The 22,827-nt window shown below is 65.7% G+C and carries 22 protein-coding genes; 17 read left to right on the forward strand and 5 right to left on the reverse strand.

From position 1 onward, the window contains the following. Window positions 1–2: 2 nt before the first annotated feature. The 4 genes from AC3A3Q_RS11845 to AC3A3Q_RS11860 all read left to right on the forward strand — a co-directional run bounded on the left by AC3A3Q_RS11845 (window position 3) and on the right by AC3A3Q_RS11860 (window position 3,435). Entirely contained in the window at window positions 3–1,262 is a 1,260-nt protein-coding gene (locus AC3A3Q_RS11845) for a cytochrome b (protein ID WP_487586449.1), read from the forward strand. Next, window positions 1,255–2,040, forward strand: coding sequence for a cytochrome c1 (locus tag AC3A3Q_RS11850; protein WP_487586450.1), 786 nt, complete (start codon window positions 1,255–1,257; stop codon window positions 2,038–2,040). The genes AC3A3Q_RS11845 and AC3A3Q_RS11850 overlap by 8 nt, the downstream gene beginning before the upstream one ends. Before the next feature lie 149 nt (window positions 2,041–2,189). Continuing rightward, on the forward strand, window positions 2,190–2,825 hold the full coding sequence (locus AC3A3Q_RS11855; protein WP_158733116.1) for a glutathione S-transferase N-terminal domain-containing protein: 636 nt from the start codon (window positions 2,190–2,192) through the stop codon (window positions 2,823–2,825). 106 nt (window positions 2,826–2,931) lie between these two features. After that, window positions 2,932–3,435, forward strand: a complete 504-nt coding sequence (locus tag AC3A3Q_RS11860) for a ClpXP protease specificity-enhancing factor (RefSeq protein WP_487586451.1) — start codon at window positions 2,932–2,934, stop codon at window positions 3,433–3,435. A 116-nt stretch (window positions 3,436–3,551) separates the two neighbouring features. On the opposite strand, the gene AC3A3Q_RS11865 is transcribed toward AC3A3Q_RS11860, so the two are convergent. Continuing rightward, window positions 3,552–3,875: a DUF3301 domain-containing protein gene (locus tag AC3A3Q_RS11865; protein WP_200604394.1), complete on the reverse strand. Its 324-nt coding sequence runs from the start codon at window positions 3,873–3,875 to the stop codon at window positions 3,552–3,554. A gap of 105 nt (window positions 3,876–3,980) precedes the next feature. On the opposite strand from AC3A3Q_RS11865, the gene AC3A3Q_RS11870 reads away from it, so the two are divergent. Next, entirely contained in the window at window positions 3,981–4,793 is an 813-nt protein-coding gene (locus AC3A3Q_RS11870) for an FHA domain-containing protein (RefSeq protein ID WP_487586452.1), read from the forward strand. Between the two features lie 23 nt (window positions 4,794–4,816). Here the strand turns inward: AC3A3Q_RS11870 and nadC are convergent, their stop codons facing one another. After that, window positions 4,817–5,692, reverse strand: a complete 876-nt coding sequence (gene nadC / locus AC3A3Q_RS11875; protein WP_487586453.1) for a carboxylating nicotinate-nucleotide diphosphorylase — start codon at window positions 5,690–5,692, stop codon at window positions 4,817–4,819. A gap of 7 nt (window positions 5,693–5,699) precedes the next feature. Then, window positions 5,700–5,969 carry a Trm112 family protein gene (locus AC3A3Q_RS11880; RefSeq protein WP_200604397.1) on the reverse strand — a complete coding sequence of 90 codons (270 nt, stop codon included), beginning with the start codon at window positions 5,967–5,969 and terminating at the stop codon, window positions 5,700–5,702. A gap of 64 nt (window positions 5,970–6,033) precedes the next feature. Here AC3A3Q_RS11880 and purE point away from each other — a divergent pair, with 64 nt between their 5' ends. Both purE and AC3A3Q_RS11890 read left to right on the forward strand, forming a co-directional pair. Beyond that, a complete protein-coding gene (gene purE / locus AC3A3Q_RS11885; RefSeq protein WP_487586454.1) occupies window positions 6,034–6,537 on the forward strand; it encodes a 5-(carboxyamino)imidazole ribonucleotide mutase in 504 nt (167 codons plus the stop codon). After that, a complete protein-coding gene (locus tag AC3A3Q_RS11890; protein WP_487586455.1) occupies window positions 6,534–7,679 on the forward strand; it encodes a 5-(carboxyamino)imidazole ribonucleotide synthase in 1,146 nt (381 codons plus the stop codon). Before purE ends, AC3A3Q_RS11890 begins: the two co-directional genes overlap by 4 nt. A 79-nt stretch (window positions 7,680–7,758) precedes the next feature. Here the strand turns inward: AC3A3Q_RS11890 and AC3A3Q_RS11895 are convergent, their stop codons facing one another. Then, on the reverse strand, window positions 7,759–8,337 hold the full coding sequence (locus AC3A3Q_RS11895) for a superoxide dismutase (RefSeq protein ID WP_200604400.1): 579 nt from the start codon (window positions 8,335–8,337) through the stop codon (window positions 7,759–7,761). 159 nt (window positions 8,338–8,496) lie between these two features. Between AC3A3Q_RS11895 and grxD the strand changes: the two genes are divergently transcribed. The 5 genes from grxD to ppnN all read left to right on the forward strand — a co-directional run bounded on the left by grxD (window position 8,497) and on the right by ppnN (window position 15,228). After that, window positions 8,497–8,817 (forward strand): Grx4 family monothiol glutaredoxin, encoded by a 321-nt coding sequence (gene grxD, locus AC3A3Q_RS11900; protein WP_200604401.1) that lies wholly within the window; start codon window positions 8,497–8,499, stop codon window positions 8,815–8,817. Beyond that, complete coding sequence (locus AC3A3Q_RS11905) at window positions 8,814–9,581, forward strand: SDR family NAD(P)-dependent oxidoreductase (RefSeq protein ID WP_487586456.1); 768 nt, start codon at window positions 8,814–8,816, stop codon at window positions 9,579–9,581. The genes grxD and AC3A3Q_RS11905 overlap by 4 nt, the downstream gene beginning before the upstream one ends. A 24-nt stretch (window positions 9,582–9,605) precedes the next feature. Beyond that, window positions 9,606–10,202: a YhgN family NAAT transporter gene (locus AC3A3Q_RS11910; protein ID WP_200604402.1), complete on the forward strand. Its 597-nt coding sequence runs from the start codon at window positions 9,606–9,608 to the stop codon at window positions 10,200–10,202. A gap of 339 nt (window positions 10,203–10,541) precedes the next feature. Next, on the forward strand, window positions 10,542–13,736 hold the full coding sequence (locus AC3A3Q_RS11915) for a TonB-dependent receptor (protein ID WP_487586457.1): 3,195 nt from the start codon (window positions 10,542–10,544) through the stop codon (window positions 13,734–13,736). Window positions 13,737–13,848: 112 nt separating this feature from the next. After that, entirely contained in the window at window positions 13,849–15,228 is a 1,380-nt protein-coding gene (gene ppnN / locus AC3A3Q_RS11920; RefSeq protein ID WP_487586458.1) for a nucleotide 5'-monophosphate nucleosidase PpnN, read from the forward strand. A gap of 44 nt (window positions 15,229–15,272) precedes the next feature. Here the strand turns inward: ppnN and AC3A3Q_RS11925 are convergent, their stop codons facing one another. Next, the gene (locus tag AC3A3Q_RS11925) at window positions 15,273–16,367 is read right to left on the reverse strand and encodes a sensor histidine kinase (protein WP_487586459.1); all 1,095 of its coding nucleotides are present in this window, start codon (window positions 16,365–16,367) and stop codon (window positions 15,273–15,275) included. Window positions 16,368–16,456: 89 nt separating this feature from the next. Between AC3A3Q_RS11925 and AC3A3Q_RS11930 the strand changes: the two genes are divergently transcribed. From AC3A3Q_RS11930 to AC3A3Q_RS11950, 5 genes are all read left to right on the forward strand, one after another. After that, complete coding sequence (locus AC3A3Q_RS11930) at window positions 16,457–17,053, forward strand: GspH/FimT family pseudopilin (protein WP_487586460.1); 597 nt, start codon at window positions 16,457–16,459, stop codon at window positions 17,051–17,053. An 82-nt stretch (window positions 17,054–17,135) separates the two neighbouring features. Next, window positions 17,136–17,558 carry a type IV pilus modification protein PilV gene (pilV, locus tag AC3A3Q_RS11935; protein ID WP_487586461.1) on the forward strand — a complete coding sequence of 141 codons (423 nt, stop codon included), beginning with the start codon at window positions 17,136–17,138 and terminating at the stop codon, window positions 17,556–17,558. A 23-nt stretch (window positions 17,559–17,581) separates the two neighbouring features. Next, entirely contained in the window at window positions 17,582–18,568 is a 987-nt protein-coding gene (locus tag AC3A3Q_RS11940) for a PilW family protein (protein WP_487586462.1), read from the forward strand. Then, a complete protein-coding gene (locus AC3A3Q_RS11945) occupies window positions 18,568–19,125 on the forward strand; it encodes a pilus assembly PilX family protein (protein WP_487586463.1) in 558 nt (185 codons plus the stop codon). Before AC3A3Q_RS11940 ends, AC3A3Q_RS11945 begins: the two co-directional genes overlap by 1 nt. A gap of 12 nt (window positions 19,126–19,137) precedes the next feature. Further along, window positions 19,138–22,827, forward strand: a complete 3,690-nt coding sequence (locus AC3A3Q_RS11950) for a pilus assembly protein (RefSeq protein ID WP_487586464.1) — start codon at window positions 19,138–19,140, stop codon at window positions 22,825–22,827.

Genomic DNA, 22,827 nt, shown 5'->3' on the forward strand with positions numbered 1-22,827 from the left:
TCATGTCGAACATCATTACCCGCACCGCAGTGGGCGCCTGGGATTGGGTCAACGCGCGCGCACCCGGCATGATGCCGGCGTACCGCAAGCACATGACCGAGTACTACGCGCCGAAGAACTTCAACTTCTGGTACTACATGGGTTCGCTGGCGCTGCTGGTGCTGGTCAACCAGATCGTCACCGGCATCTTCCTGACGATGCACTTCAAGCCGTCCGCGGCCGAAGCGTTCTCGTCGGTCGAGTACATCATGCGTGACGTGGAGTGGGGCTGGCTGATCCGCTACATGCACTCCACCGGTGCGTCGATGTTCTTCATCGTCGTCTACCTGCACATGTTCCGCGGCCTGATGTACGGCTCCTACCAGAAGCCGCGCGAGCTGGTGTGGATCCTGGGCATGCTGATCTACCTGGTGCTGATGGCCGAAGCCTTCATGGGCTACGTGCTGCCGTGGGGCCAGATGTCGTTCTGGGGCGCCAAGGTGATCATCTCCTTGTTCGGCGCGATCCCGGTGATCGGCAACGGCCTGACCGAGTGGATCATGGGCGACTACCTGCCCGGCGATGCCACCCTCAACCGCTTCTTCGCCCTGCACGTGATCGCACTGCCGCTGGTGCTGCTGCTGCTGGTCGTGCTGCACCTGGGTGCGCTGCACGAGGTCGGTTCCAACAACCCCGACGGCGTCGACATCAAGAAGGGTCCGAAGGGCAACCGCTGGGACGCGACCAAGCCGGTCGACGGCATCCCGTTCCACCCGTACTACACGGTCAAGGATCTGTTCGGCGTCAGCTTCTTCCTGATCATCTGCGCGTTCGTCATCTTCTTCGCGCCGGCCTTCGGTGGCTGGTTCCTGGAGCATGACAACTTCACCGAGGCCAACCGCCTGGTGACGCCGGAGCACATCAAGCCGGTCTGGTACTACACCCCGTACTACGCGATGTTGCGCGTCATCCCGCACAAGCTCAGCGGCGTGATCGTGATGTTCGCCGCGATCGCGGTGCTGTTCCTGGTGCCGTGGCTGGACAAGTCGCCGGTCAAGTCGCACCGCTACCGCGGCATGCTGACCAAGATCATGCTCGGCATGCTCGCCATCTGCTTCCTGTGGCTGGGCAAGATCGGCGCCGGCCCGGGTACCGACCCGGTCGAGACGATCATTGGCCGCGTGCTGACTTTCCTGTACTTCGTCTTCTTCATCACCATGCCGCTGTGGACCAAGTTCGACAGGACCAAGCCGGTGCCGGAACGGGTGACGATGCATGACTAACCAGACCGACGTCCGCCAGCCCTTCCAGAAGACGCACATCGTGAAGAAGCTCGCCATTTTTGCCGCCGGCCTGTTGGTCTCGGTGTCCGCCTACGCTTCCTCGGGCGGCAACCTGCAGCAGTCGGGCACGGACCTGGGCGACCAGGCCTCGTTGCAGCGCGGCGCCAAGCTGTACATGAACTACTGCTCGGGCTGCCACTCGCTCAAGTACCTGCGTTACTCGCGCATGGCCGAAGACCTCGGCCTGAGCGAGGACGACGTCATGGCCAACCTGAATTTCACCGGCGCCAAGGTCGGTGAGCAGATCCAGGTCAGCCTGACGCCGGAGCACGCCAACCAGTGGTTCGGCAAGATGCCGCCGGACCTGAGCCTGATCTCGCGCGTGCGTGGCAGCGACTGGATCTACACCTATCTGAAGTCGTTCTACCTGGACGAGTCGCGTCCGCTGGGCTGGAACAACCAGCTGTTCCCGAACGCTTCGATGCCGAACCCGCTGTGGGAACTGCAGGGTCTCCAGCACGCCGAGTTCGGCGAAGCCGACAAGAAGACCGGCGAGCGTCCGGTGCACGGACTGAAGGTGACCCAGGCGGGCCAGCTCGACGAGCAGGGCTTCAACCAGGCCGTGCGCGACATCACCACTTTCCTCGAGTACGCCGGCGAACCGGCCGCCCTCAAGCGCCAGAACCTCGGCGTATGGGTGATCCTGTTCCTGGCGATGTTCACCATCATTGCCTACCTGCTCAAGATCGAGTACTGGCGAGACGTGGACAAGCACTGATCGCTGCTGTATCCCTTGGAGCCCGCCCAGTAATGTGCGGGCTCCTTGGTTGATGCGGCGGGCTGCGCGATCGAGGCCGTGACGACCGTCCACACGGGGTGGATGGCGTCTTGCCACCGGCGGATTCTGGTGGCTGGGAGAGGTCGATAATGGCGGCGAGTCCACGTATGCGTAATGCCCTGACGCTGTTTTCCTCCACCGATTGCGTGCTGTGTCACCGCGTGCGCCTGGTGCTTGCGGCCAAAGGCGTCACCTACGATCTGGTCCCGGTCGATCCGCAGAACCCCCCCGAAGATCTCGTCGATCTGAACCCCTACCACTCGGTGCCGACCCTGGTCGAGCGCGACCTGGTGCTCTATGCGGCCAGCGTGGTCAGCGAGTACCTCGACGAACGCTACCCGCACCCGCCGCTGATGCCGGTCGACCCGCTTTCGCGCGCACGCCTGCGCCTGGCGATGCTGCGCCTGGAGCACGACTGGGTGCCGCAGGTGCAGGCCATCCAGCTGGGCAACAAGGCCCAGGCCGAAGCCGGCCGCAAGCGCCTGAAGGAACTGCTCACCGCCTCGGTGCCGCTGTTCAAGGCGAGCAAGTTCTTCCTCAATCCGGAGATGAGCCTGGCCGACTGCGCGATGGCGCCGATCATCTGGCGGCTCGATGCGCTGGGCGTGCCGATGCCGAAGGACGGCAAGGCGATCGAGGACTACGGCAACCGCATCTTCCGCAATCCCGGCTTCACCCGCAGCCTGACCGAACAGGAACGCAAACTGCGCGAAATGCCGGCCTGATCCGGCCGCCGGTACTACCGATTCGACGAGCGGGCCGCATGGCCCGCTTGGTTTTTTTGCCGCCGGTTTCCACCTGCCCACGACACGACGGCGCTAAACTCGCCGCATGAGTCAGGAAAGTCCCCCGATGACCAGCCACCGCCCTTATCTGCTGCGGGCGTTGTACGAATGGATCGCCGACAACGGCATGACCCCGCACCTGCTGGTCGATGCCGCCCGGCCGAGCGTGCAGGTGCCCATGCATGCGGTGAAGGACGGCAAGATCGTGCTCAACATCGCCGAGCGTGCGGTCTCGCACCTGGAGATGGGCAACGACGCGATCCGCTTCAGTGCACGCTTCGGCGGCGTCAGCTATCCGGTGAGCGTGCCGGTGCAGGCCGTGCTGGCGATCTACGCTCGCGAGACCGGGCAGGGCATGGCACTGCCGGACGACGTGCATGCCGCGGGCGACGACAGTGACCTCGACAGCGACATCGACAGCGCCGAAGAAGGCGTGACCACGACGCTCAGCGCGGTCCCCAGCGATCCGGCCCCCGAAGGCGACGACGACGGCCCGCAATCGCCGACGCCGACGCCGCGCCGCGGCGGGCATCTGCGCATCGTCAAGTAAGTCTGCAGGTCATCTCTCGTCATTCCCGCGAAGGCGGGAATCCATGGACGTAGAGGGACCGCGGTGAGAAGCAACGTCCTTGGATCCCCGCCTTCGCGGGGATGACGGATCGTCAGTCAGTGCAATTGCGCAGGCGCCCGCGTCACCGGCCCGCTGAAGGCAATCAACCGATCCCCGCGCAGGACCATGCGGCCCACGTGCCGGTCCTCGCCGTCGATCGAGTAATCGAAGCGGAACGTGCGCTCCCAGCCGAGCCAGCCGTTGTCATGGCGGCACAGGCGGATGCCCGTCGCGTGCACGCTCTGGTCCAGCCACTGCACCCCGGCCGCCCTGCAGGCGTCCCGTCCGACCGCCTCGGCACGCTCGGCCGCGGCGCGCCCGGCGCTCCAGAATGCGAACACCATCGCAGCGGCAATCATCAGGATCAGTAAAGTCGGCATGCAATTCAGGACCGCGGGATAGGTTATCCAAGTCCTAAATGTGGCGGCGCGCCGCGCCGGCCGCAAGGGGTACAGGACATTGCTGACAGGGGAGCAGGTCCAAGAATGAAACTCGTCTTTCCGGGTGGCGAACACCCGCAGGTTTTGCTGGGCCACGGCATCAATCGCGTCGGCTCCGATCCGCATTCCACCATCGTCATCGATCACCCCGGGGTGTTGCCGCAGCACTGCCAGCTGCACGTGACCGCACAGGGCGTGATGCTCGATGTCCCGCCCGGTACCGCGGTCACCGTCAACGGCCGCAAGGTCGCGGGCCTGATCACGTTGCGGCCGGGTGACAGCGTCGGTTTCGACCAGGTCCAGGCCAAGCTCGCCGCCCTGGGTCCGGCGCCCATGGTTGCGCGGCAATCGCCGCCGACCGGGCCTGACCTGATGCCGGCCAACGACGACCCGGGCGTGACCGCGGTGCGACCGGTGGTCCCGCGCTTCTTCCTTCGCGGCGTGTCGGCCGAAGTGTCCGGACGCAGCGACCCACTGGTCGGTGTCGTCACCGTCGGCCGCAGCAGCGAAAGCACGATGCGTTTCGATTCACCGGGCCTGTCGCGCAACCATGCCCGGCTGATGCCGACCGACAGTGGCGTGCAGGTCGAGGACCTGGGTTCGAGCAACGGCAGCTTCATCAACGGCAAGCGCGTGCTGCGCGGCGAAGCCAGGGTCGGCGACGAGATCGCCTTCGACACCCTGCGTTTTCGTCTTGCCGCCACGGCGAAGGCCGAACCGGTGCAGGTGGTCGCGGCACCGCGTCCGGCGCCGCGTCGACGCCCGGTGTGGCCGTGGCTGCTGGCCGTCGCGCTGCTTGCATCGGCGGCAGCGGGTGCCTACGTGGTCATGGCGCCGGGCGGCCTGCAGATGCTTTGAGCAGGCCGGCGCACCGCGCCGCCTCAGGCGGGCGGCGGGCCGAGCTTGAGCGAGAGGTCGATGGCGCGGACGTGCTTGGTCAGTCCGCCAATGGAAATGCAGTCGACGCCGTCCTCGGCAATCGAGCGCAGGGTCTGCATGTCGACACCGCCGGAAACCTCCAGCGGGATGCGCCGGTTGAATGGCGGGTTGGCGGCGATGCGGACCGCTTCGCGGCGTGTTTCCGCATCGAAGTCGTCGATCAGGATGCGATCGCAGCCTTCGTGCAGCGCCTCTTCCAGTTGCGCGATCGTCTCCACTTCAACGATCAGCGGCAGCTGCGGATGCATCTGGCGTGCGGCGCGGATGGCGGCGGTCAATGAACCTGCGGCGCGCACGTGGTTCTCCTTGAGCATCACCGCGTCGAACAATCCGATGCGGTGGTTCACGCCGCCACCGACGCGCACCGCGTACTTCTGCGCCAGGCGCAGGCCCGGGATCGTCTTGCGCGTGTCGAGGATCTTCGCGCCGGTGCCGCGCACGGCATCGACGTAGGCCGCGGTGGTGGTCGCGGTGCCGGACAGGGTCTGCAGGAAGTTCAGTGAAGCGCGCTCGGCGCTCACCAGGGCGCGTGATCTGCCCTGCAGGATGGCCAGCACCGTGCCCTTGGCGACGCGGTCACCCTCGGCGACTCTCCAGTCGATGCGCACGTCCGGATCGAGCGCGCGGTGGCAGGCGTCGAACCAGGGGCGCCCGCAGACCACGGCGTCTTCCTTGCACAGCAGGTAGGCGCTGTCGGCGGCGTCGGGCAGCAGCGAGGCGGTGACGTCGCCGCTGCCGAGGTCCTCGGCGAGTGCGCGGGCGACGTCGGCGGCGATGACCTCGGCCGGCGGCGGGGCGGCTTCAAACGGGGACGTCATGGCGTGGTCAAGCGCTGGGGAAAGCGTCGACCTGGGCGGTGGCGATGGCCTCTTCGGCCAGCAGCACCGGGATGCCGTCGTCGATGCGGTAGGCGATCTTGCGGTCGCGGGTGACCAGCGCTTCCTTGACCGGTTCGGCCTGGGCGCCGCCGTCGCCGCGGACGATGCCGCCGGCCTGGATCGCGGCGTTCAGGGCCTGCAGGCTGCGGCTGTCCAGCAGTTGCAGGGGCTGGCGGGTGGTCGGGCAGACGAGCAGGTCGAGCAGCTTGCGATCCATACGGTGTGATGCCGGGAGAACGGAACAGGCGGTTAGAATACGTCTTTGCACCAAGGCTCGACCAATGTCCGAAAACGTACTGGCCCCGCTGGTGGGCATCGTGATGGGCTCGCGCTCCGACTGGGAGACGATGCAGCACGCCGCCGCCAAGCTGGAGGCGCTGGGCGTCCCGCATGAGATCCGCGTGGTCTCGGCGCATCGCACCCCCGACGTCCTGTTCGACTACGCCGCCACGGCGCAGTCGCGCGGCCTGCGCGCGATCATCGCCGGTGCCGGCGGTGCCGCCCACCTGCCGGGCATGCTCGCCGCCAAGACCGCCGTGCCGGTGCTGGGCGTGCCGGTGCAGAGCAAGGCGCTCAACGGCATGGACTCGCTGCTGTCGATCGTGCAGATGCCGGCCGGCATTCCCGTGGCGACCTTCGCCATCGGCAACGCCGGCGCCGCCAATGCCGCACTGTTCGCCGCCGCGATGCTGTCCGCCGATCATCCGGCGATCGGCGCCGCGCTCGAAACCTTCCGCACGCGCCAGACCGACGACGTGCTCGCCAACGACGATCCGCGGAAATGACCACCGTAGGCATCCTTGGCGGCGGGCAACTGGCCCGCATGCTCGCCCTTTCCGGCGCGCCGCTCGGCCTGCGCTTCCTGGTGATGGACAACGTCGCCGATGCCTGCGCCGGCCAGTTCGCGCCGATGGTGGTGGGTGACTACCGCGACGAGACCACGCTGGCCGAATTCGCCTCTCGCGTCGACGTGGCCACGTTCGATTTCGAGAACGTGCCGTCCGAGTCGGCGCAGTGGCTGAGCGAGCGCGTGCAGGTGTTCCCGAATCCGCGCGCGCTGGCGACGGCGCAGGACCGGCTGGCCGAGAAGACCCTGTTCCAGCAGCTGGGCATTCCGGTGCCGCCGTTCGCCGCGATCGACACGCGCGAGCAGCTCGACGCCGCGATCGCGCAGATCGGTACGCCGTGCATCCTCAAGACCCGCCGTCTTGGCTACGACGGCAAGGGCCAGTTCCGCATCAAGTCGATCGCCGATGCCGATGCCGCGTGGGAGGCGCTGGGCGCGCAGGCGAGCAAGGTCGGCCTGATCCTGGAAGGCTTCGTCCACTTCGAACGCGAACTGTCGGTGGTGGCCGTGCGCGGTCGCGATGGCGAGTTCCGCACCTGGCCGCTGACCGAGAACTGGCATGTCGACGGCGTGCTGTCGGCGAGCCTTGCTCCTGCTCGCGTCGACAGCGCCCTGGCGCAGGTTGCTTACGAGCATGCCCGCAAGCTGGGCGAGGCACTGGACTACGTCGGCGTGTTCGCGCTCGAGCTGTTCTGCCGTGACGGTGAACTGCTCGCCAACGAGCTGGCTCCGCGCGTGCACAACTCCGGTCACTGGACCATCGAAGGCAGCGAGACCTCGCAGTTCCAGAACCACCTGCGCGCGGTGCTCGGTTTGCCGCTGGGCGACACGCGCATGGTCGGCCTGGCCTGCATGCTCAACTGGATCGGCGAAATGCCCTCGGCAACTCCGGTGCTGGCAGAGCCGGGCGGCCACTGGCACGACTACGGCAAGTTGCCGCGGGCCGGGCGCAAGGTTGGCCACGCCACCGTGCGCGCCGACTCCGCGCAGGCGCTGGCGACGGCACTGCAGCGCGTCGGCGAAGGCCTGGGTCGACAGCCGCAGGTCGATCCGGTGATCGCGGCGCTGGCTCGTTCGTAGCGCTTGCCGACAAGGTCCTGAAACGCAAACGGCCGGGTTTCCCCGGCCGTTCGCTTTTGCAGCGTTGAATCGCGCGCTGTTACTTCAGGTTTGCAGCCACGAAGTCCCAGTTGACCAGGTTCCAGAACGCCTCGACGTACTTCGGACGGGCGTTGCGGTAGTCGATGTAGTACGCGTGTTCCCACACGTCGCAGGTCAGCAGCGGGGTGTCGTCGCCGGTCAGCGGAGTGGCGGCGTTGGAAGTGCTGACCAAGGCCAGCGAACCATCCGGACGCTGCACCAGCCAGCCCCAGCCCGAACCGAAGGTGCCGACCGTGACCTTGGTGAACTCTTCCTTGAACTTGGCGAAGTCGCCGAAGGCCTTGTTGATCAGCTCGGCCAGCTTGCCGCCGGGCTCGCCGCCGCCGTTGGGGGCCAGGCAGTTCCAGTAGAACGTGTGGTTCCAGATCTGCGCGGCGTTGTTGAACATGCCGCCCTGCGACTTGCGGATGATCTCTTCGAGCGCCATGCCGGCGAACTCGGTGCCCTCGATCATCTTGTTGAGGTTGTCGACGTAGGTCTTGTGGTGCTTGCCGTAGTGGAAGTCGATGGTTTCGCCGGAGATGTGCGGTTCGAGCGCGGTGCGGTCGTAGGGCAGGGCGGGCAGTTCGATGGCCATTGCGGGCTCCAGAGGGCTGGCTAAGGGGAGGGCCGGGGGCGAGTTCCGGGTGGCCGGAGCGTCCGCGGCTCGGGAAGGCTTACAATTGGACATTCTATCCCCACGCTTCGTTGCCGTGCCGTCAAAGGTTCGCAACGCACCATCGCAGGAGTTGCACCCATGTCCGTAATGGAGCGGATCCAGGCTGAAGTCGAAAGCCATCCGATCGTCCTTTTCATGAAGGGGACGGCGCAGTTCCCGATGTGCGGCTTCTCCAGCCGCGCTGTGCAGGCGCTCAAGGCCGCCGGTGCGGACGAGCTGCACACCGTCAACGTGCTGGAGGATCCGGAGATCCGCGCCAACCTGCCGCGTTATTCGAACTGGCCGACGTTCCCGCAGTTGTTCATCCATGGCGAACTGATCGGCGGGTGCGACATCACCATGGAGCTGTTCGAGTCCGGTGAGCTGGCGCGCATGATCAGCGAGACCCACAGCCAGTGAGTGCGGCGGTTGACCGCGCGCTCGACGGGCGCGTCGTTCTGGTGACCGGCGCCCACGGCGGCCTCGGCCAGGCCGCGGCGCTGGCCTGCGCGCGCGCCGGCGCAACGGTCGTGCTGCTCGGACGCAAGCTGCCGAAGTTGAACCGCGTGTACGACGCACTGACCCAGGTCGGCCCGGAGCCGCTGCTGTATCCGCTCGACCTGGAAGGCGCATCGCCCGACGATTACGCCGAACTGGCGCAGCGACTGGAAAGTGAAGTAGGGCGGTTGGACGGCGTGCTGCACTGCGCCGCCGAGTTCGCCGGACTGACGCCGCTGGCGCAGACCGACCCGGCCGCGTTCGCCCGCGCGATCCATGTCAACCTCACCGCGCCGTGGTGGCTGACCCAGGCCTGCCTGCCGTTGCTCGGCAAGGCGCCTGATGCCGCCGTGGTGTTCGTGCTCGACGATCCGGCGCGCATCGGCAAGGCCTATTGGGGTGGCTATGGCGTCGCCAAGCAGGGCCTGGCCGGCCTGGTCGGCACGCTCCACGGCGAGCTCGCCAACACGCCGGTGCGTGTGGCCGGCCTGCAGCCCGGGCCGATGCGCACGCCGCTGCGAGCCAAGGCCTACGTTGAAGAGAACGACCGCGGTGCCGTCGAGCCGACGGCGTATGCCGGCGCCTGCGTCACCCTGCTGTCGCAGGCCGGTGCGGTCCATCGTGGCCAGGTCTGGAACCCGCCGGCCGCCACTGCGCTGCCGATCTTGCCGACGCTCGGCCTCTGACGCCTTTCCGATGACGCCACGCCCATGACGATTGCCTCGGCAGCACTGCTGCTGTTCCTGATCCTGGATCCGCTCGGCAACGTGCCGGTGTTCCTGAGCCTGCTGCGTGGCCTGCCGCCCAAGCGCCAGCGGATCGTGCTGGCGCGCGAGCTGCTGATCGCCCTGGCCGTGCTGATGATGTTCCTGTGGGGCGGCAAGTACGCCCTGGAACTGATGCACCTGCGCCAGGAGTCGGTCTCCATCGCCGGCGGCATCGTCCTGTTCCTGATCGGCATCCGCATGATCTTCCCGCCGCCGGAAGGGCTGATGGGCGAGATCCCCGACGGCGAGCCTTTCATCGTGCCCATGGCCATCCCGCTGGTGGCGGGGCCGTCGGGCATGGCCGCGGTGATGCTGATGGGCAGCAACGAGCCCACCCGCCTGGGCGAATGGAGCCTGGCCCTGCTGATCGCCTGGGGGGCGACCGCGGCGATCCTCTTCAGCGCCACCTTGCTCTACAAGCTCATGGGCATCCGCGCGCTGACCGCGATCGAACGCCTGATGGGCATGCTGCTGGTGGCCATCTCGGTGCAGATGTTCCTGGACGGACTGGGCACCTACCTCCAGATCGCTCCCCCGTAAGCGGCCGTGCTGGCCGATGGCCCCTTCGGGGCGGCCCGGCCCTGCCCGGAGTCGGCGTAAAGGCCGAGCCCGCGGGGCGGGAGGGCAGCACCGAACACTCCCGGAGCAAAGCCAGCGGGCGGCGCCCCCCGGCTTTGCCGCCCATGGCGATTCTTGACAGCCGTCACGACTCTGTCACAAGCCCCGCCTAGCCTGTTAAACTACTGTTAACAAACGGGCTGGGGGCCCACACCCACCGGGTGTTGGGGTCACGCAATTTTTCAAGCATCCACCGCGCGGAAGTCGTCCCGCGCAGGCAACGCATTCCTTCCTTTGATCTGACGCATGAGGCCATCTGCAATGACCCATCCGAACCGCGTACGCATGTCCAAGCTCGCGCTTGGTCTGTTCGCCGCCCTCGCCACCTCTTCCGTGTTCGCCCAGGCCACCTCGGCCGGTATCGGTGGCCGCGTTGTCGCTGCAGACGGCCAGCCGGTCGCCGGCGCCGAAGTCGTCATCACCCACACCGAGTCGGGCACGGTCAGCCGCGCCACCACCGGTGCCGATGGTCGCTACAACGCCCGCGGCCTGCGCGTCGGTGGCCCGTACACGGTCACCATCAACAAGGCCGGTGCCGGCACGACCAGCCAGGATGGCGTCTACCTCAACCTCGACAAGGTCAACCAGGTCGACCTGGCGCTGAACAACGAAGTCACCACGCTGGAATCGGTGCAGGCGATCTCGTACGGCGGTTCGGAAGTTTTCAGCGCCAACAAGATGGGCGCCGGCTCGCAGATCACCCGCGAGCAGCTTGAGACGATGCCGAGCATCAACCGCAACCTGCAGGACTTCGCCCGCCTCGACCCGCGCATCGTGCAGAGCGACAAGGCACGCAACGAAATCACCGTTGGCGGCCAGAACCCGCGCTACAACGTGATCCGCGTCGACGGCATCAGCAGCGCCGACTCGTTCGGCCTGCAGGGCAACGGCCTGCCGACCCCGCGCCAGCCGTTCTCGATGGACACCATCGATGAAATCGCGGTCGACGTCGCCAACTACGACGTCACCATTTCCGGCGGTACCGGCGGCGTGATCAATGCCGTCACCAAGTCGGGTACCAACGAGTTCCACGGTTCGGTCTACGGCATCTACCGCGACAACGACTGGTCGGGCAAGAACCAGAACGACATCCGTCCGAAGCTGTTCGACAACGAGCAGACCTACGGCATGACCTTCGGTGGTCCGCTGATCAAGGACAAGCTGTTCTTCTTCGCCAACTACGAGAACTACACCGGCAAGGAACTGTTCACCGGCAACTCCGGCTTCGGTCCGGTCGGTTCGGGTGAGAGCAACATCGTCGGCATCACCCAGGCTCAGATCGACCAGGTCATCGCCCTGTCCAACGCCAAGGGCTTCAATCCCGGCACGCTGGCCAAGCCTTCGCTCGACACCGAGAGCGAAGAGTACGGCCTGAAGATCGACTGGAACATCACCGACGCCCAGCGCGCCAGCTTCCGTTACGGCAAGACCGAGCAGAGCACGCCGTTCCTGCAGGGCTTCAACAACACGTCGCTGGCACTGAACACCTACCACTACGTGCAGGACTTCGAACTGGAGACCTACAGCGCGCAGCTGTTCAGTGACTGGACCGACGTGTTCTCGACCGAGGCCAAGGTTTCGTACCGCGACTACACCGCCGTGCGTAACCCGCTTACCGACCTGCCGGCGATCGCCGTGCGCATCGGCAGCAACACGCTGAACTTCGGCACAGAAGAGAACACCCACGCCAACGTGCTCGGCACGAAGACCTGGAACGGCTTCTTCGCCGGCAACCTGTTCCTGGGCGACCACACCGTCAAGTTCGGCGTGGACTATGAGTCGAACGAGGTCTACAACCTGTTCGGCCGCCGCGTGAACGGCGTCTACACCTTCAACAGCATCGCCGACTACGCCGCCAACCGCTCCAGCCGCTACCAGTTGTTCTATCCGCAGGGCGGCGACCTGGACGCGATGGCGGCCGTGTTCACCCAGGAGAACCTGGGCCTGTTCGTGCAGGACAGCTGGGCGGTGAACAGCAACCTGACGCTGACCTACGGCCTGCGCTTCGATCATTCGATCGTCGACGACAAGCCGGTGTTCAATGCGGCAGCCTCGTCGCTGTTCGGCGTGCGTAACGACAACACCATCGATGGCGCTGACCTGTGGTCGCCGCGCTTCGGCTTCAACTACACCATGGACACCGAGCGCCCGAGCCAGGTGCGCGGTGGTATCGGCCTGTTCAAGGGGGCGGCGGCGACGGTGTGGCTGGCCAACCCGTTTGCCAACAACGGCGTGACTTACACCGACTACTTCGACTCGAATGGCACCACGCTGTTCTCGCCGGATCCGCGCGGCCAGCTGGCCGTGGCGCAGAGCGGCGGTACCCCGGGTACGCAGTCAGTCGACTTCATCGACTCCGATGTCGTGCAGCCGTCCGTGTGGAAGTCCAACCTGGCGTTCGACACCGAGCTGCCGTGGTGGGGCGTGGTCGCGTCGGCCGAGCTGGTGCTGACCTCGGTCAAGGACGGCATCTACTACCAGCAGCTCAACCTGGGTAACGCCACCAAGATCGGCTCGGATGGCCGCGCGCTGTACTGGAACAACGCCGGCTACCTTGGCAGCAACTGGAACCGCGATGGCGTGTCCAGCGGCGGCGCCGCCGCCCGCGAAAACCGTAATCGGTCCTACAACGATGCCATCATCGCCAAGCGCACCGGCAAGGGCGAAAGCCAGCAGCTGACCATTGGCCTGAACAAGCCGTTCAATGACGGTGACTGGGCATGGGCCGCGTCGTACACCTACACCAACGCCAATGAAGTCAGCCCGCTGACCAGCTCGACCTCGAGCTCGAACCTGGGCAACGTGTCAGTGTTCCAGTCCAACGAAGAAGTCAGCGCGACCTCGAGCTACGAGATCGAGAACCGCTTCCTGGCTACGGCCCAATGGAAGCACGCCTTCTTCGGCAGCAACAACACCATCGTGTCGCTGGTCTATGAAGGCCGCTCGGGCCGTCCGTACAGCTACACCTTCGACAACGATGCCAACGGCGACGGTCGCGTCAACGACCTGCTGTACATCCCGGCCGGTCTCGACGACGTCATCATTGGCCAGGGCGCGACGAAGGCCGCGGAAGAGGCGACGTTCTGGGCGTTGATCAACAACAACGAGTACCTCAACTCGCACCGCGGCCAGGTGGCAGAGCGCAATGCCGTGACCAGTGACTGGGTCAACCAGTTCGACCTGCACATCGCCCAGGAATTCCCGGGCTTCATGGACGGTCACAAGGCCGAGATCTCGATCGACGTCCTCAACATCGGCAACCTGCTCAACAAGGACTGGGGCCGCGTCGAGGAAATGGCGTTCCCGGGCATGCGCGGCGTGGTCGAGTACGGTGGCGTCGATGCAGCGACCGGCAAGTACATCTACCGCGTCAACACCCCGGATGCGCTGACCGTCTACGACGACAAGGGCATCTCGCGCTGGGCCGCCCAGGTCAGCCTGCGTTACAAGTTCTGATCTGACTCAGGCTGTCTGAAGTACCTGAAAACGGCCGGGTTTCCCGGCCGTTTTCTTTTGTGGGGGAGGCAGGCTAGAGTCACGCCGGTAAACAGAAGAAAAGAAGAGAAAGATGAGCGCCACCATTGAAACCACCCTCCCCACCGTCAACGCCCGGATCTACCCGAAGGGCGGGCTCGACGTCCTCTCCCGTGACGAGGTCGCGCGCCTGCGCGACGTGTCCACCGGCATGCACGACCTGCTGCGCCGTTGCGCGCTGGCGGTGCTGACCAGCGGCAGCGCCTCCGACGACCCGCGCGCCGCGCGCGAGCTGTATCCCGAATTCGACATCCAGGTGCATCAGCAGGATCGTGGCGTCCGCATCGACCTGACCCACGCGCCGGCGATGGCCTTCGTCGACGGCGAGATCATCCGCGGCGTCGCCGAGCTGCTGTTCGCCGTGGTCCGCGACCTGGCCTACACGGTGATGGAACTGGGCCCTGATTCGAACCAGGACCTGGAAACCTCCTCGGGCATCACCGACTCGGTGTTCGGCCTGCTGCGCAACGCGCGTATCCTGCACCCGACCGAACCCAACCTGGTGGTGTGCTGGGGTGGCCACTCGATCTCGCGCGACGAATACGTCTACACCAAGCAGGTCGGCTACGAGCTGGGCCTGCGCGGCCTCGACATCTGCACCGGCTGCGGCCCGGGCGCGATGAAGGGCCCGATGAAGGGCGCGACCATCGCCCACGCCAAGCAGCGTCGCGGCCGCACGCGCTACATCGGCATCACCGAGCCGGGCATCATCGCCGCCGAATCGCCGAACCCGATCGTCAACCACCTGGTGATCATGCCGGACATCGAGAAGCGCCTGGAGGCGTTTGTCCGGCTTGGCCACGGCATCATCGTGTTCCCGGGTGGCGTCGGCACGGCGGAGGAAATCCTCTACCTGCTCGGCATCCTGCTGCGCGAAGAAAACGCGCACCTGCCGTTCCCGCTGATCTTCACCGGCCCGACGGCATCGGCGCCGTACTTCGAGCAGATCGACAAGTTCATCCGCCTGACGCTGGGCGAGGAAGCAACGAAGCGCTACGAGATCATCGTCGGCGAGCCGGACAAGGTCGCCAAGCGCATGACCGCGGGCATCCGCAAGGTCCGCGAACATCGCATCGCGCAGAAGGACTCGTTCTTCTTCAACTGGTCGGTCGACATCCCGCTGGCGTTCCAGCGTCCGTTCGTGCCGAGCCACGAGGCAATGGCCTCGCTCGACCTGCACCACGGCCGCAAGCCGCATGAGCTGGCCGCCGACCTGCGCCGCGCGTTCTCCGGCATCGTCGCCGGCAACGTCAAGGAAGACGGCATGCGCCGGATCGAGGCTCACGGCCCGTTCGAGATCCACGGCGACGCCGACATGATGCAGTCGCTCGATGCGCTGCTGCGCGCCTTCGTCGAGCAGCGCCGCATGAAGATCGCGGGCGAGTACAGGCCCTGCTATCGCGTCGTGGCCTGAAGCTTCCTGCCTCTCTCCCGCGAGACGGGAGAGGGACCCGCCGGCTATGCCTTCGACACCGGTAGCCGCACTGTTGCGATGAAGCGTTTGCCTTCGTGCTGCGTGAGAACGCTGCCGCGCCCGCCTGTCAGCGCTTCGATCCGTACTTGGGAAGCGTTCAGACCGACGTGATGGCCACGGCTTTCGTTGCCGCTGGGTGGCAACGGATTGATGATGCGCACGATCACGGTTTCCGGCGTGGTGGTGACGGCAATCTCGATCTGGCCACCGCCGGGGCGACGCTCGATGCCATGGCGGATGGCGTTCTCGACCAGCGGCTGGATGGACAGGGCCGGGACGGTGACGTCCGGAATTTCGCGAGGCAGCTGCCAGTCCACCTGCAGCCGTTCGCCGAAGCGCAGTTGTTCGATCTCCAGATAACGCCGCGCCAGCGCCAGTTCGTCTTCCAGCGAGATGTCCCTCGGTCCGGCCAGTGCCGCGCGGAACAGGTCGGCCAGGTCCAGCAGCAGGCGTTCGACTTCCTCCGGCTTGCGGTGAACCAGTGCCGCGCCGGTGTTGAGCGTGTTGAAGAGGAAATGCGGGCGGATGCGGGCTTGCAGGGCTTCGAGTTGCGCCTGCTTTGCCTGCACGGCCAACTGGCGCGCCCTCCAGTGGTTCTGGAAAGCAGCCAGCCCCAATAGACCTACGGCCAATGCCATGCCGGTCAGGCGCAGGAACAGCGAACGCCAGTCATCGCGCTCCATGAGCCACAAGTCCTGCAGGAACAGCCAGGCACATGCGCCGACCAGCCACGTGCTGAGCAGGAGCACGCAAAGTGCGACGTAGGCCACGCTTTGTGGCGTGAGCCGGACCAAGGGGCGCCGCACCAGGTAGAGCAGGGCCAGGCTGAGCAGCAGTACCCACTGCACCAGGATCGAAGCCAACCCGAAATACACCCAGCGGTCCTGGCTGTTCCCGGGTGCAAGCGCCAGCACGACCGAAACCCCCTCGCCGGCAATCAATGCCCAGATGATGGTGGGCGCCTGCCAAAGCGTGTCCAGCGGGTGGCTTGGTGCCGTTGCGGTCATGTCTTCCGGGGAATCTGGACCCAGCCACCATGATGCCCTGTCGCCGCGGTCTGTGGCGTTCTCACCGCTCATTCCTTCACCGGGTCCGCTAATCGGGTGTCGCTGGCGCTTCCTCGGACGCCCCCCTATGTTGGACCGGCAAGCTTCCCGGGGAGGGGATGATGCCGCATCGCGGACAAGTATTTGAGCGTCAGCAGCTATCGACAAGGGGCGGGGAACGTGGTTTCACCCTGGTCGAACTCGCCATCACCCTGTGCGTGCTCGGGGTCCTGATGGCCGTCGCCATTCCGAGTTTCCGCTACGTGCAGAACTCCGGCCGCCTTAGCGCCGGCAGCAACGAGCTCGTCGCTTCGCTCCAGGCCGCACGAATGGAGGCCATCCGCAGGAACGGCCGGGTGGTGCTGTGCAGTTCCGCCGATGGCGCGTCCTGCAGCGGCGTGGGCACTTCCAGCGGCTGGGTGGTGTTCGCCGACGGCGATGCCGACAACTCGGTCGACGCGGGTGAGGAGACCATCCAGGCCAATTCCGTGCCGGCGCCGTTGACGCTGAAGGCGAACAACGCGGTCACCGACGGAATTGTCATGTTCCGCTCGGACGGCCTCGCACGCGACAAGGCGGGCCAGTTGTTGACCGGTCAGTTCCGCGTCTGCATGCCGGCAACGGTTCCTGCCGACAACGTCCGCAACGTCGACATCGGCGCCGGCGGGCGCGTCCGCGTGATCCGTGCGTCTTCCGCGACCGCCGGTGTGTGCGATTGAGCCCGACAAGAACATTCCTGGAACCTTCCTCATGAACTACGCGGTCCGACGTCAACCGTCCACGCCAGCCACCCAGCGAGGCATGAGCCTGCTGGAAGTCCTCATCGCAGTGCTGGTGCTCGCGATCGGCCTGCTGGGCGTTGCCGCCCTGCAGGCGACTGCGCTTCGCAACAGCCAGAGCTCGCTTGAGCGCAACCAGGCGGTCATCGCCAGTTACACCATCCTCGACGCCATGCGCGCCAACCGCACCAGCGCGCGTGCCGGCAACTACGCACTGGCGCGCACCTGCGCCGTGCCGACGCTGGCGGGCACGCCCGCCGACGTGCTGCGCGATGCAGACCAGCAGGATTGGATCCGTGACATGCAGGCGGTGATGGGCAGCAGTGCCTGCGGGGCGATCGTACACAAGGGAAGCGGTGTCTACGCCATCACGGTGGAATGGGACGACTCGCGTGGCACCGGCGGCAGCAATGCCCAGCAGCTGACGACGATGGTGCAGATATGACGTACTCCAGAATCGGTCACTCGATGCGCCGCATGCGCGGCGTGACGCTTATCGAATTGATGGTGGCGATGCTGATCGGGCTCATGGTCACCATGGGGGCGGTCGCCATCTTCATGACCAACCGCAAGAGCTATGCCGCCACCGAGAGCATGGGCCGGATGCAGGAGAGCGCCCGGACGGCATTCGAGCTGATGGCCCGTGACATCCGTGACGCGGACGGGACCGCCTGCGCGCAACCTGGTCCGGCGATGCCCGGCCAGGCGCCGATGCTGCCGATGGCGAACGTGGTGGTGAGCACGGACTGGTGGAACACGTGGGGCGATGGCGTGCTCGGCTACGACAATGGTGGCCTTACCGGCACGGTTGCCGGCACCGACGCCATCGAACTGCACTCGGCGACCGATAACGTGATCTCGGTGGCTTCATACGCTTCCAACACATTCACGCTCACGCGCGCCGCCAGCAATTTCGCTGCCGATGACGTCGTCGTTGCGTGCGACAACACCCAGGCGGCGATGTTCCGCATCAATGCGCCTGCTGGCTCTGACATCGGGGTTGCAGGCAGCACGGCCAAGAATTGCAGCCAGAATCTGGGCGTGGGGCCCACCTGTGGCGCCTTTGCCTACGCGTACGGCAGTGGTGACAAGCCGACGATGGTTGCCAAGCTCAATGCCGTGCAATGGCTGGTGAAGGCCAACGGGCGCGGCGGGAACTCGTTGTACCGCCGTGTCCTTGGCCAGGAAACCGAGATCCTCGAGGGTATTTCGACACCCGCCGCCGGTGTTGGCGGTCTGCAGCTGTCATACCTGGTCGAAGGCGCCACGACCTACGCCAACGCCGCCACGATTGCCGCCGCAAGCAACTGGAAACGCGTGAAGGCCGTGCGCATCGAGCTCCAATTCGAAGGGCAGCAGGGCGTCGATGCCGACGCCGTCAAGGCCGGCACCGATGGCAAGGGCCTGCGTCGCTCCATCCGCCACGTCGTCTCTCTACGGAACCGCACCTCATGATGCCGCGAAAGCGTCCCGTCCCGTCCCGTTCCTCGCAGCGCGGTGTCGCGTTGCTGGTCGTGCTGATCCTCCTGCTGATCATGACCCTGCTGGGGCTTGCCAGCCTGCGCGGCACGCTGCTCGGTGAGCGCATGGCAGGTAACCTGTTCGATCGCAGCCTGGCCTTCCAGTCCGCCGAGTCGGCCCTGCGCCAGGGCGAGACCGTCGTGCAGGGATTGACTGCCATCCCCACCGCAACCGACTGCAGCAATCCCAGTGGTGTCTGCGGTAAGCCGGTCGCCGGCGAGGACCGCTCGCTGGGCACCACCGGCTGGGTCAATGCGGCAACGCTCGGCACCGGCACCGAGAACGCCCTGGCGGTCGGGACCGCCAGCGACCTGCAGTACCTGGTCGAGTACCTGGGCGAATTCCCCAATTGGTACAACTGCGACAAGGTCACGAGCGGCGCCGGCGAAATGCAGCCGGGTTGCATGGGCCATCGCTACCGTATCAGCGCGCGTTATCAGGCCGGTGGTCGATCGCAGGTTCTCCTGCAGTCGATTTATCGTCGCTACTAAGGGCACGAGGCCATGACCTTGAACAACTCCAACAATCGCAAGCTCGCTGCCAAACGCAACGCGACCAGCCGCTTGTGGGCGCTCGGGCTGGGTTTCGCGGCGACGCTGGCGGGCTTGCCCGGACATGCGGCGCTGGTGATCCCGCCGACGCCGCTGCAGTCGGCCACGCCGATCCCGCCGAACATCATGTTCATCCTCGATGACTCGGGATCGATGGAAGAGGGCTCGATGCCCGACAACGTCCCTTCGGTCAGCCCGGTCAACATTTCCGGCCTGGCTTACACCCGGAACACACTTTCCTACAATCCGGCGGTGACCTATACCGCCTGGAAGACGGCGACGGGCGGCACCGTGAGCGGTGGCACTTCGTTCACCGGCGTCTATGACGACAACAGCCTTGCCTCCGGCAATCGCGACCTGAGCCAGAACGTGCAGACGTTCTACGTGCCCAAGGCGACGGCGACCGACCTGGGCCAGACGGCCAGCTACTTCCGTTACCAGATCCTGACCAACGGCCAGATCTGGAAGGCCGAATACGCGGACGGGACGGCGGTGGATCCGACCACCTTGTTCAGTCCGCCCTCTACTCTGTCCGGGAACGGCAGGAGCTGGTACCGCAACACCGTTGAAGTTCCGGCCGACGCCAAGGACGTGACCTTCAAGATCACTGGCGGCAGCGGCGGAGACCCCGACCTCTATGTCGAACGAGGCGAGGCGCCGGATTTCAACACCGACGACGACGTCAATGACGGCGAGTGCAAGAAGACCTCCGATGGCCGCGAGCATACTTGCCTGTTCCCGAGCCCGCAGTCAGGCACCTTCCACCTCGGCGTCTACAACGACAGCAACAACAATGCCTACTCCGGGCTGACCCTCACCGTCACCTACGTCCAGGGCAACTCTGTCGGCTGCATGATCACTGCCGGCTGGGGCTGGCGCAATTGCGTACGCGAAACGCCGACCACTGCCCGTGACGAGGCCCAGGAGAAGGCCAACTACGCGATGTGGTACTCGTTCCACCGCACGCGCATGAAGGCGGCCAAGGCCGGCGCCAGCGAGGCCTTCAGCACCCTGACCGGTTCCAAGTACCGCGTCGGCTTCACCACGATCCACAATCGCTCCACCAGCTACGTTCCGGTGGCCACGCACAATGGCCTGTTCGAGAACGTCACCGCATCGGGTACCACGGCAGCGTCCTACAACCGGACCAACTGGTTCAACCTGCTCCATGCTGCCGAAGGCGACGGTTACACACCGCTGCGTACCGCGCTCAATCGCGTCGGCAAGTACTACGCCGACTCCCTGACCGGCAACAATGGTTCCGCAGGCCCGTATGGCCCGGCCAGCACCAACCAACTGGCTTGCCGCCAGAACTACGCGATCCTGACGACCGACGGCTACTGGAACGGCACCGATGGCAACGACGCGGAAACCGACTTCAGCGGGTATGTGAAAGGCGCCACTGGTGTGACCTTCGCCAACGAAGACAACACCGATGGTCCCGACATCGCCAAGCCGGGTGAAACTGCGAAGAAGCATTTCACCACCGGTGCGCCCTACACGGACAGCGTCAGCAAGACGCTGGCGGACGTGGCCATGTACTACTGGAAGAACGACCTGATGCCGGCGATGGACAACATCGTCCCGGCGTCGACCGCGAACCCGGCGTTCTGGCAGCACATGGTGACCTTCGGCATCTCCATCGGCCTGGCCGGTACGGTGTCGCAGACCACGGTGGCAGACGTCCTGCGCGACGGCGCGACGTCCTTTGCCTGGCCGAGCCCCTTCGCCAACAAGACCGGCGCGCGCATCGATGACCTGCTGCATGCCGCAGTCAACGGCCATGGCGCCTTCGCCGTGGCCAGCAATCCGCAGGAGTTCGCCAAGGCGCTCCAGGCGGCACTGGCGGACATCATCGCGCGCGAGAACTCTGGCTCCAACGTCACCCTCAGCAGCACCGGCCTGCAGACCGACACTCGCGCATTCGTCGCCAAGTACAAGTCCGGCGAATGGTGGGGTGAGCTGCAGGCATTCCCGGTCACTAACGGAGGCGTCGGTTCGCCTGCGACCTGGACGGCCTCCGAGGAGGTTCCGGACGACGAGCGCAGCAACGTCTACACGCTGGGCGCAGGCAATGGCACCGCGGTGGCCACGTTCCCGACGCAGGCCCAGAGTGATGTGCTGACCTCGGCGGTGGCCTCCTACATCAAGGGCAACCGCACGGGTGAAGGCACCACCTACCGTACGCGTACGCACCTGCTGGGCGACATCGTCAACTCGTCCCCGGCCTACGTTCGCGAACTGGACGGCACGACGGTCGTTGAAACCGTGTACATCGGTTCCAACGACGGCATGCTGCATGCATTCGATGCCAGCGACGGCACCGAGTTGTTCAACTACGTGCCGAACCTGCTCAACATGGCGACGCTGAAGAATCTCAGTGTGGTCAACAATTTCGAGCATCAGTACTTCGTCGACGGCCCGATCGTCGTGTCGAGCCGCCGCCAGACGCCAGGCAAGAACTACCTCGTCGGCGCGCTCGGCCGTGGTGGCAAGGGCGTGTACGGCCTGGATGTCTCGAGTCCTTCCACCTTCGCCAGCACCGGCAAGGCCTGGGAGTACGACGGTGGCAGCCTGACGGCTGACCGGGCGGACATGGGCCTTGTAATCGGCAAGCCGCTGATCGCAAAGATCTCTGGCGGCACTGTCGTGGCGATCATCTCCAACGGCGTCAACAGTGCCAGCGGCAAGGCCGCACTGTTCGTCGTCAACGCTGCGACCGGCGAGCACATCGCCAAGATCTCGACCAACAACGAAACCGACAACGGTCTGTCGATGCCGACGGCGGTCGATGTCGACGGCAACGGAAGCGTCGACTACGTGTACGCCGGAGACCTCCAGGGCAATGTCTGGAAGTTCAACCTGACCGCCTCGGCCGCCGCGTCCTGGACCGCAACGCGTCTGTTCACCGCGGTGGACCCGACCGACGCCAACAAGCGCCAGCCGATCAGCGGTGGCATCACAGTGTCGTTCAACCCCTATACGTTCACGCCGTGGATTTTCTTCGGCACCGGCCGTTACCTGACCGCCGGCGACAAGGACGACATGTCCGTCCAGACCTGGTACGGCATGCAGGACACGGGAACCGCGATCGCCGGCCGCAGCGCCCTCAAGCCACGCGACATCGTGGTCGGCGGAACGATCGCTGGCCGGGCGGTGCGCTCGTTCGAACAAGCGGCGGCCAACGACATGTCGGGCAAGAGCGGCTGGTACATCGATCTCGACAGCCCTCCCAACAACAAGGCCGACGGCGAGCGAATGGTCGGCAGCCAGGTTGTGGTGGGTGGTTCGATCCTGGTGGCATCGAGCATCATTCCGCAGAGCAGCGATTGCGACGTCAGCGGCAGGGGCTTCGTCAACGCCGTCGACATTTTCACCGGCGCCGCCGTCAGCACGCCGTTCTTCGATGCCAATGGCGACGGTGCGTTCAACAATCTCGACACGCTGAAGAACGGCACCGAAACCACTTCGCCAAACATCCCGGTGGGTTCGATCGATCTGGGCGTGGGCATGCCGACCGATCCGACCGTGCTGGAGAACCTCGTGGTGGTCGGTGGCTCCAAGGGCACCACCGGCAGCGTCGGGATCCAGCGAGTAGTCAAAGACGGCCGTATCTCCTGGCGCGAAATCCTCAAGGACTAA

The sequence above is a fragment of the Lysobacter sp. Soil_C_59 genome, from assembly GCF_057656415.1.

Coding starts and splice junctions, on each gene's coding strand:
- purE (WP_487586454.1), top strand. CDS start 6,034: ATGTCCGAAAACGTACTGGCCCCGCTGGTGGGCATCGTGATGGGCTCG.
- AC3A3Q_RS11860 (WP_487586451.1), top strand. CDS start 2,932: ATGAGTCAGGAAAGTCCCCCGATGACCAGCCACCGCCCTTATCTGCTG.
- AC3A3Q_RS11915 (WP_487586457.1), top strand. CDS start 10,542: ATGACCCATCCGAACCGCGTACGCATGTCCAAGCTCGCGCTTGGTCTG.
- AC3A3Q_RS11890 (WP_487586455.1), top strand. CDS start 6,534: ATGACCACCGTAGGCATCCTTGGCGGCGGGCAACTGGCCCGCATGCTC.
- AC3A3Q_RS11845 (WP_487586449.1), top strand. CDS start 3: ATGTCGAACATCATTACCCGCACCGCAGTGGGCGCCTGGGATTGGGTC.
- AC3A3Q_RS11855 (WP_158733116.1), top strand. CDS start 2,190: ATGGCGGCGAGTCCACGTATGCGTAATGCCCTGACGCTGTTTTCCTCC.
- ppnN (WP_487586458.1), top strand. CDS start 13,849: ATGAGCGCCACCATTGAAACCACCCTCCCCACCGTCAACGCCCGGATC.
- AC3A3Q_RS11950 (WP_487586464.1), top strand. CDS start 19,138: ATGACCTTGAACAACTCCAACAATCGCAAGCTCGCTGCCAAACGCAAC.
- AC3A3Q_RS11880 (WP_200604397.1), bottom strand. CDS start 5,969: ATGGATCGCAAGCTGCTCGACCTGCTCGTCTGCCCGACCACCCGCCAG.
- AC3A3Q_RS11895 (WP_200604400.1), bottom strand. CDS start 8,337: ATGGCCATCGAACTGCCCGCCCTGCCCTACGACCGCACCGCGCTCGAA.
- AC3A3Q_RS11865 (WP_200604394.1), bottom strand. CDS start 3,875: ATGCCGACTTTACTGATCCTGATGATTGCCGCTGCGATGGTGTTCGCA.
- AC3A3Q_RS11910 (WP_200604402.1), top strand. CDS start 9,606: ATGACGATTGCCTCGGCAGCACTGCTGCTGTTCCTGATCCTGGATCCG.
- AC3A3Q_RS11870 (WP_487586452.1), top strand. CDS start 3,981: ATGAAACTCGTCTTTCCGGGTGGCGAACACCCGCAGGTTTTGCTGGGC.
- AC3A3Q_RS11930 (WP_487586460.1), top strand. CDS start 16,457: ATGCCGCATCGCGGACAAGTATTTGAGCGTCAGCAGCTATCGACAAGG.
- grxD (WP_200604401.1), top strand. CDS start 8,497: ATGTCCGTAATGGAGCGGATCCAGGCTGAAGTCGAAAGCCATCCGATC.
- AC3A3Q_RS11925 (WP_487586459.1), bottom strand. CDS start 16,367: ATGAGCGGTGAGAACGCCACAGACCGCGGCGACAGGGCATCATGGTGG.
- AC3A3Q_RS11850 (WP_487586450.1), top strand. CDS start 1,255: ATGACTAACCAGACCGACGTCCGCCAGCCCTTCCAGAAGACGCACATC.
- pilV (WP_487586461.1), top strand. CDS start 17,136: ATGAGCCTGCTGGAAGTCCTCATCGCAGTGCTGGTGCTCGCGATCGGC.
- AC3A3Q_RS11945 (WP_487586463.1), top strand. CDS start 18,568: ATGCCGCGAAAGCGTCCCGTCCCGTCCCGTTCCTCGCAGCGCGGTGTC.
- AC3A3Q_RS11940 (WP_487586462.1), top strand. CDS start 17,582: ATGCGCCGCATGCGCGGCGTGACGCTTATCGAATTGATGGTGGCGATG.
- nadC (WP_487586453.1), bottom strand. CDS start 5,692: ATGACGTCCCCGTTTGAAGCCGCCCCGCCGCCGGCCGAGGTCATCGCC.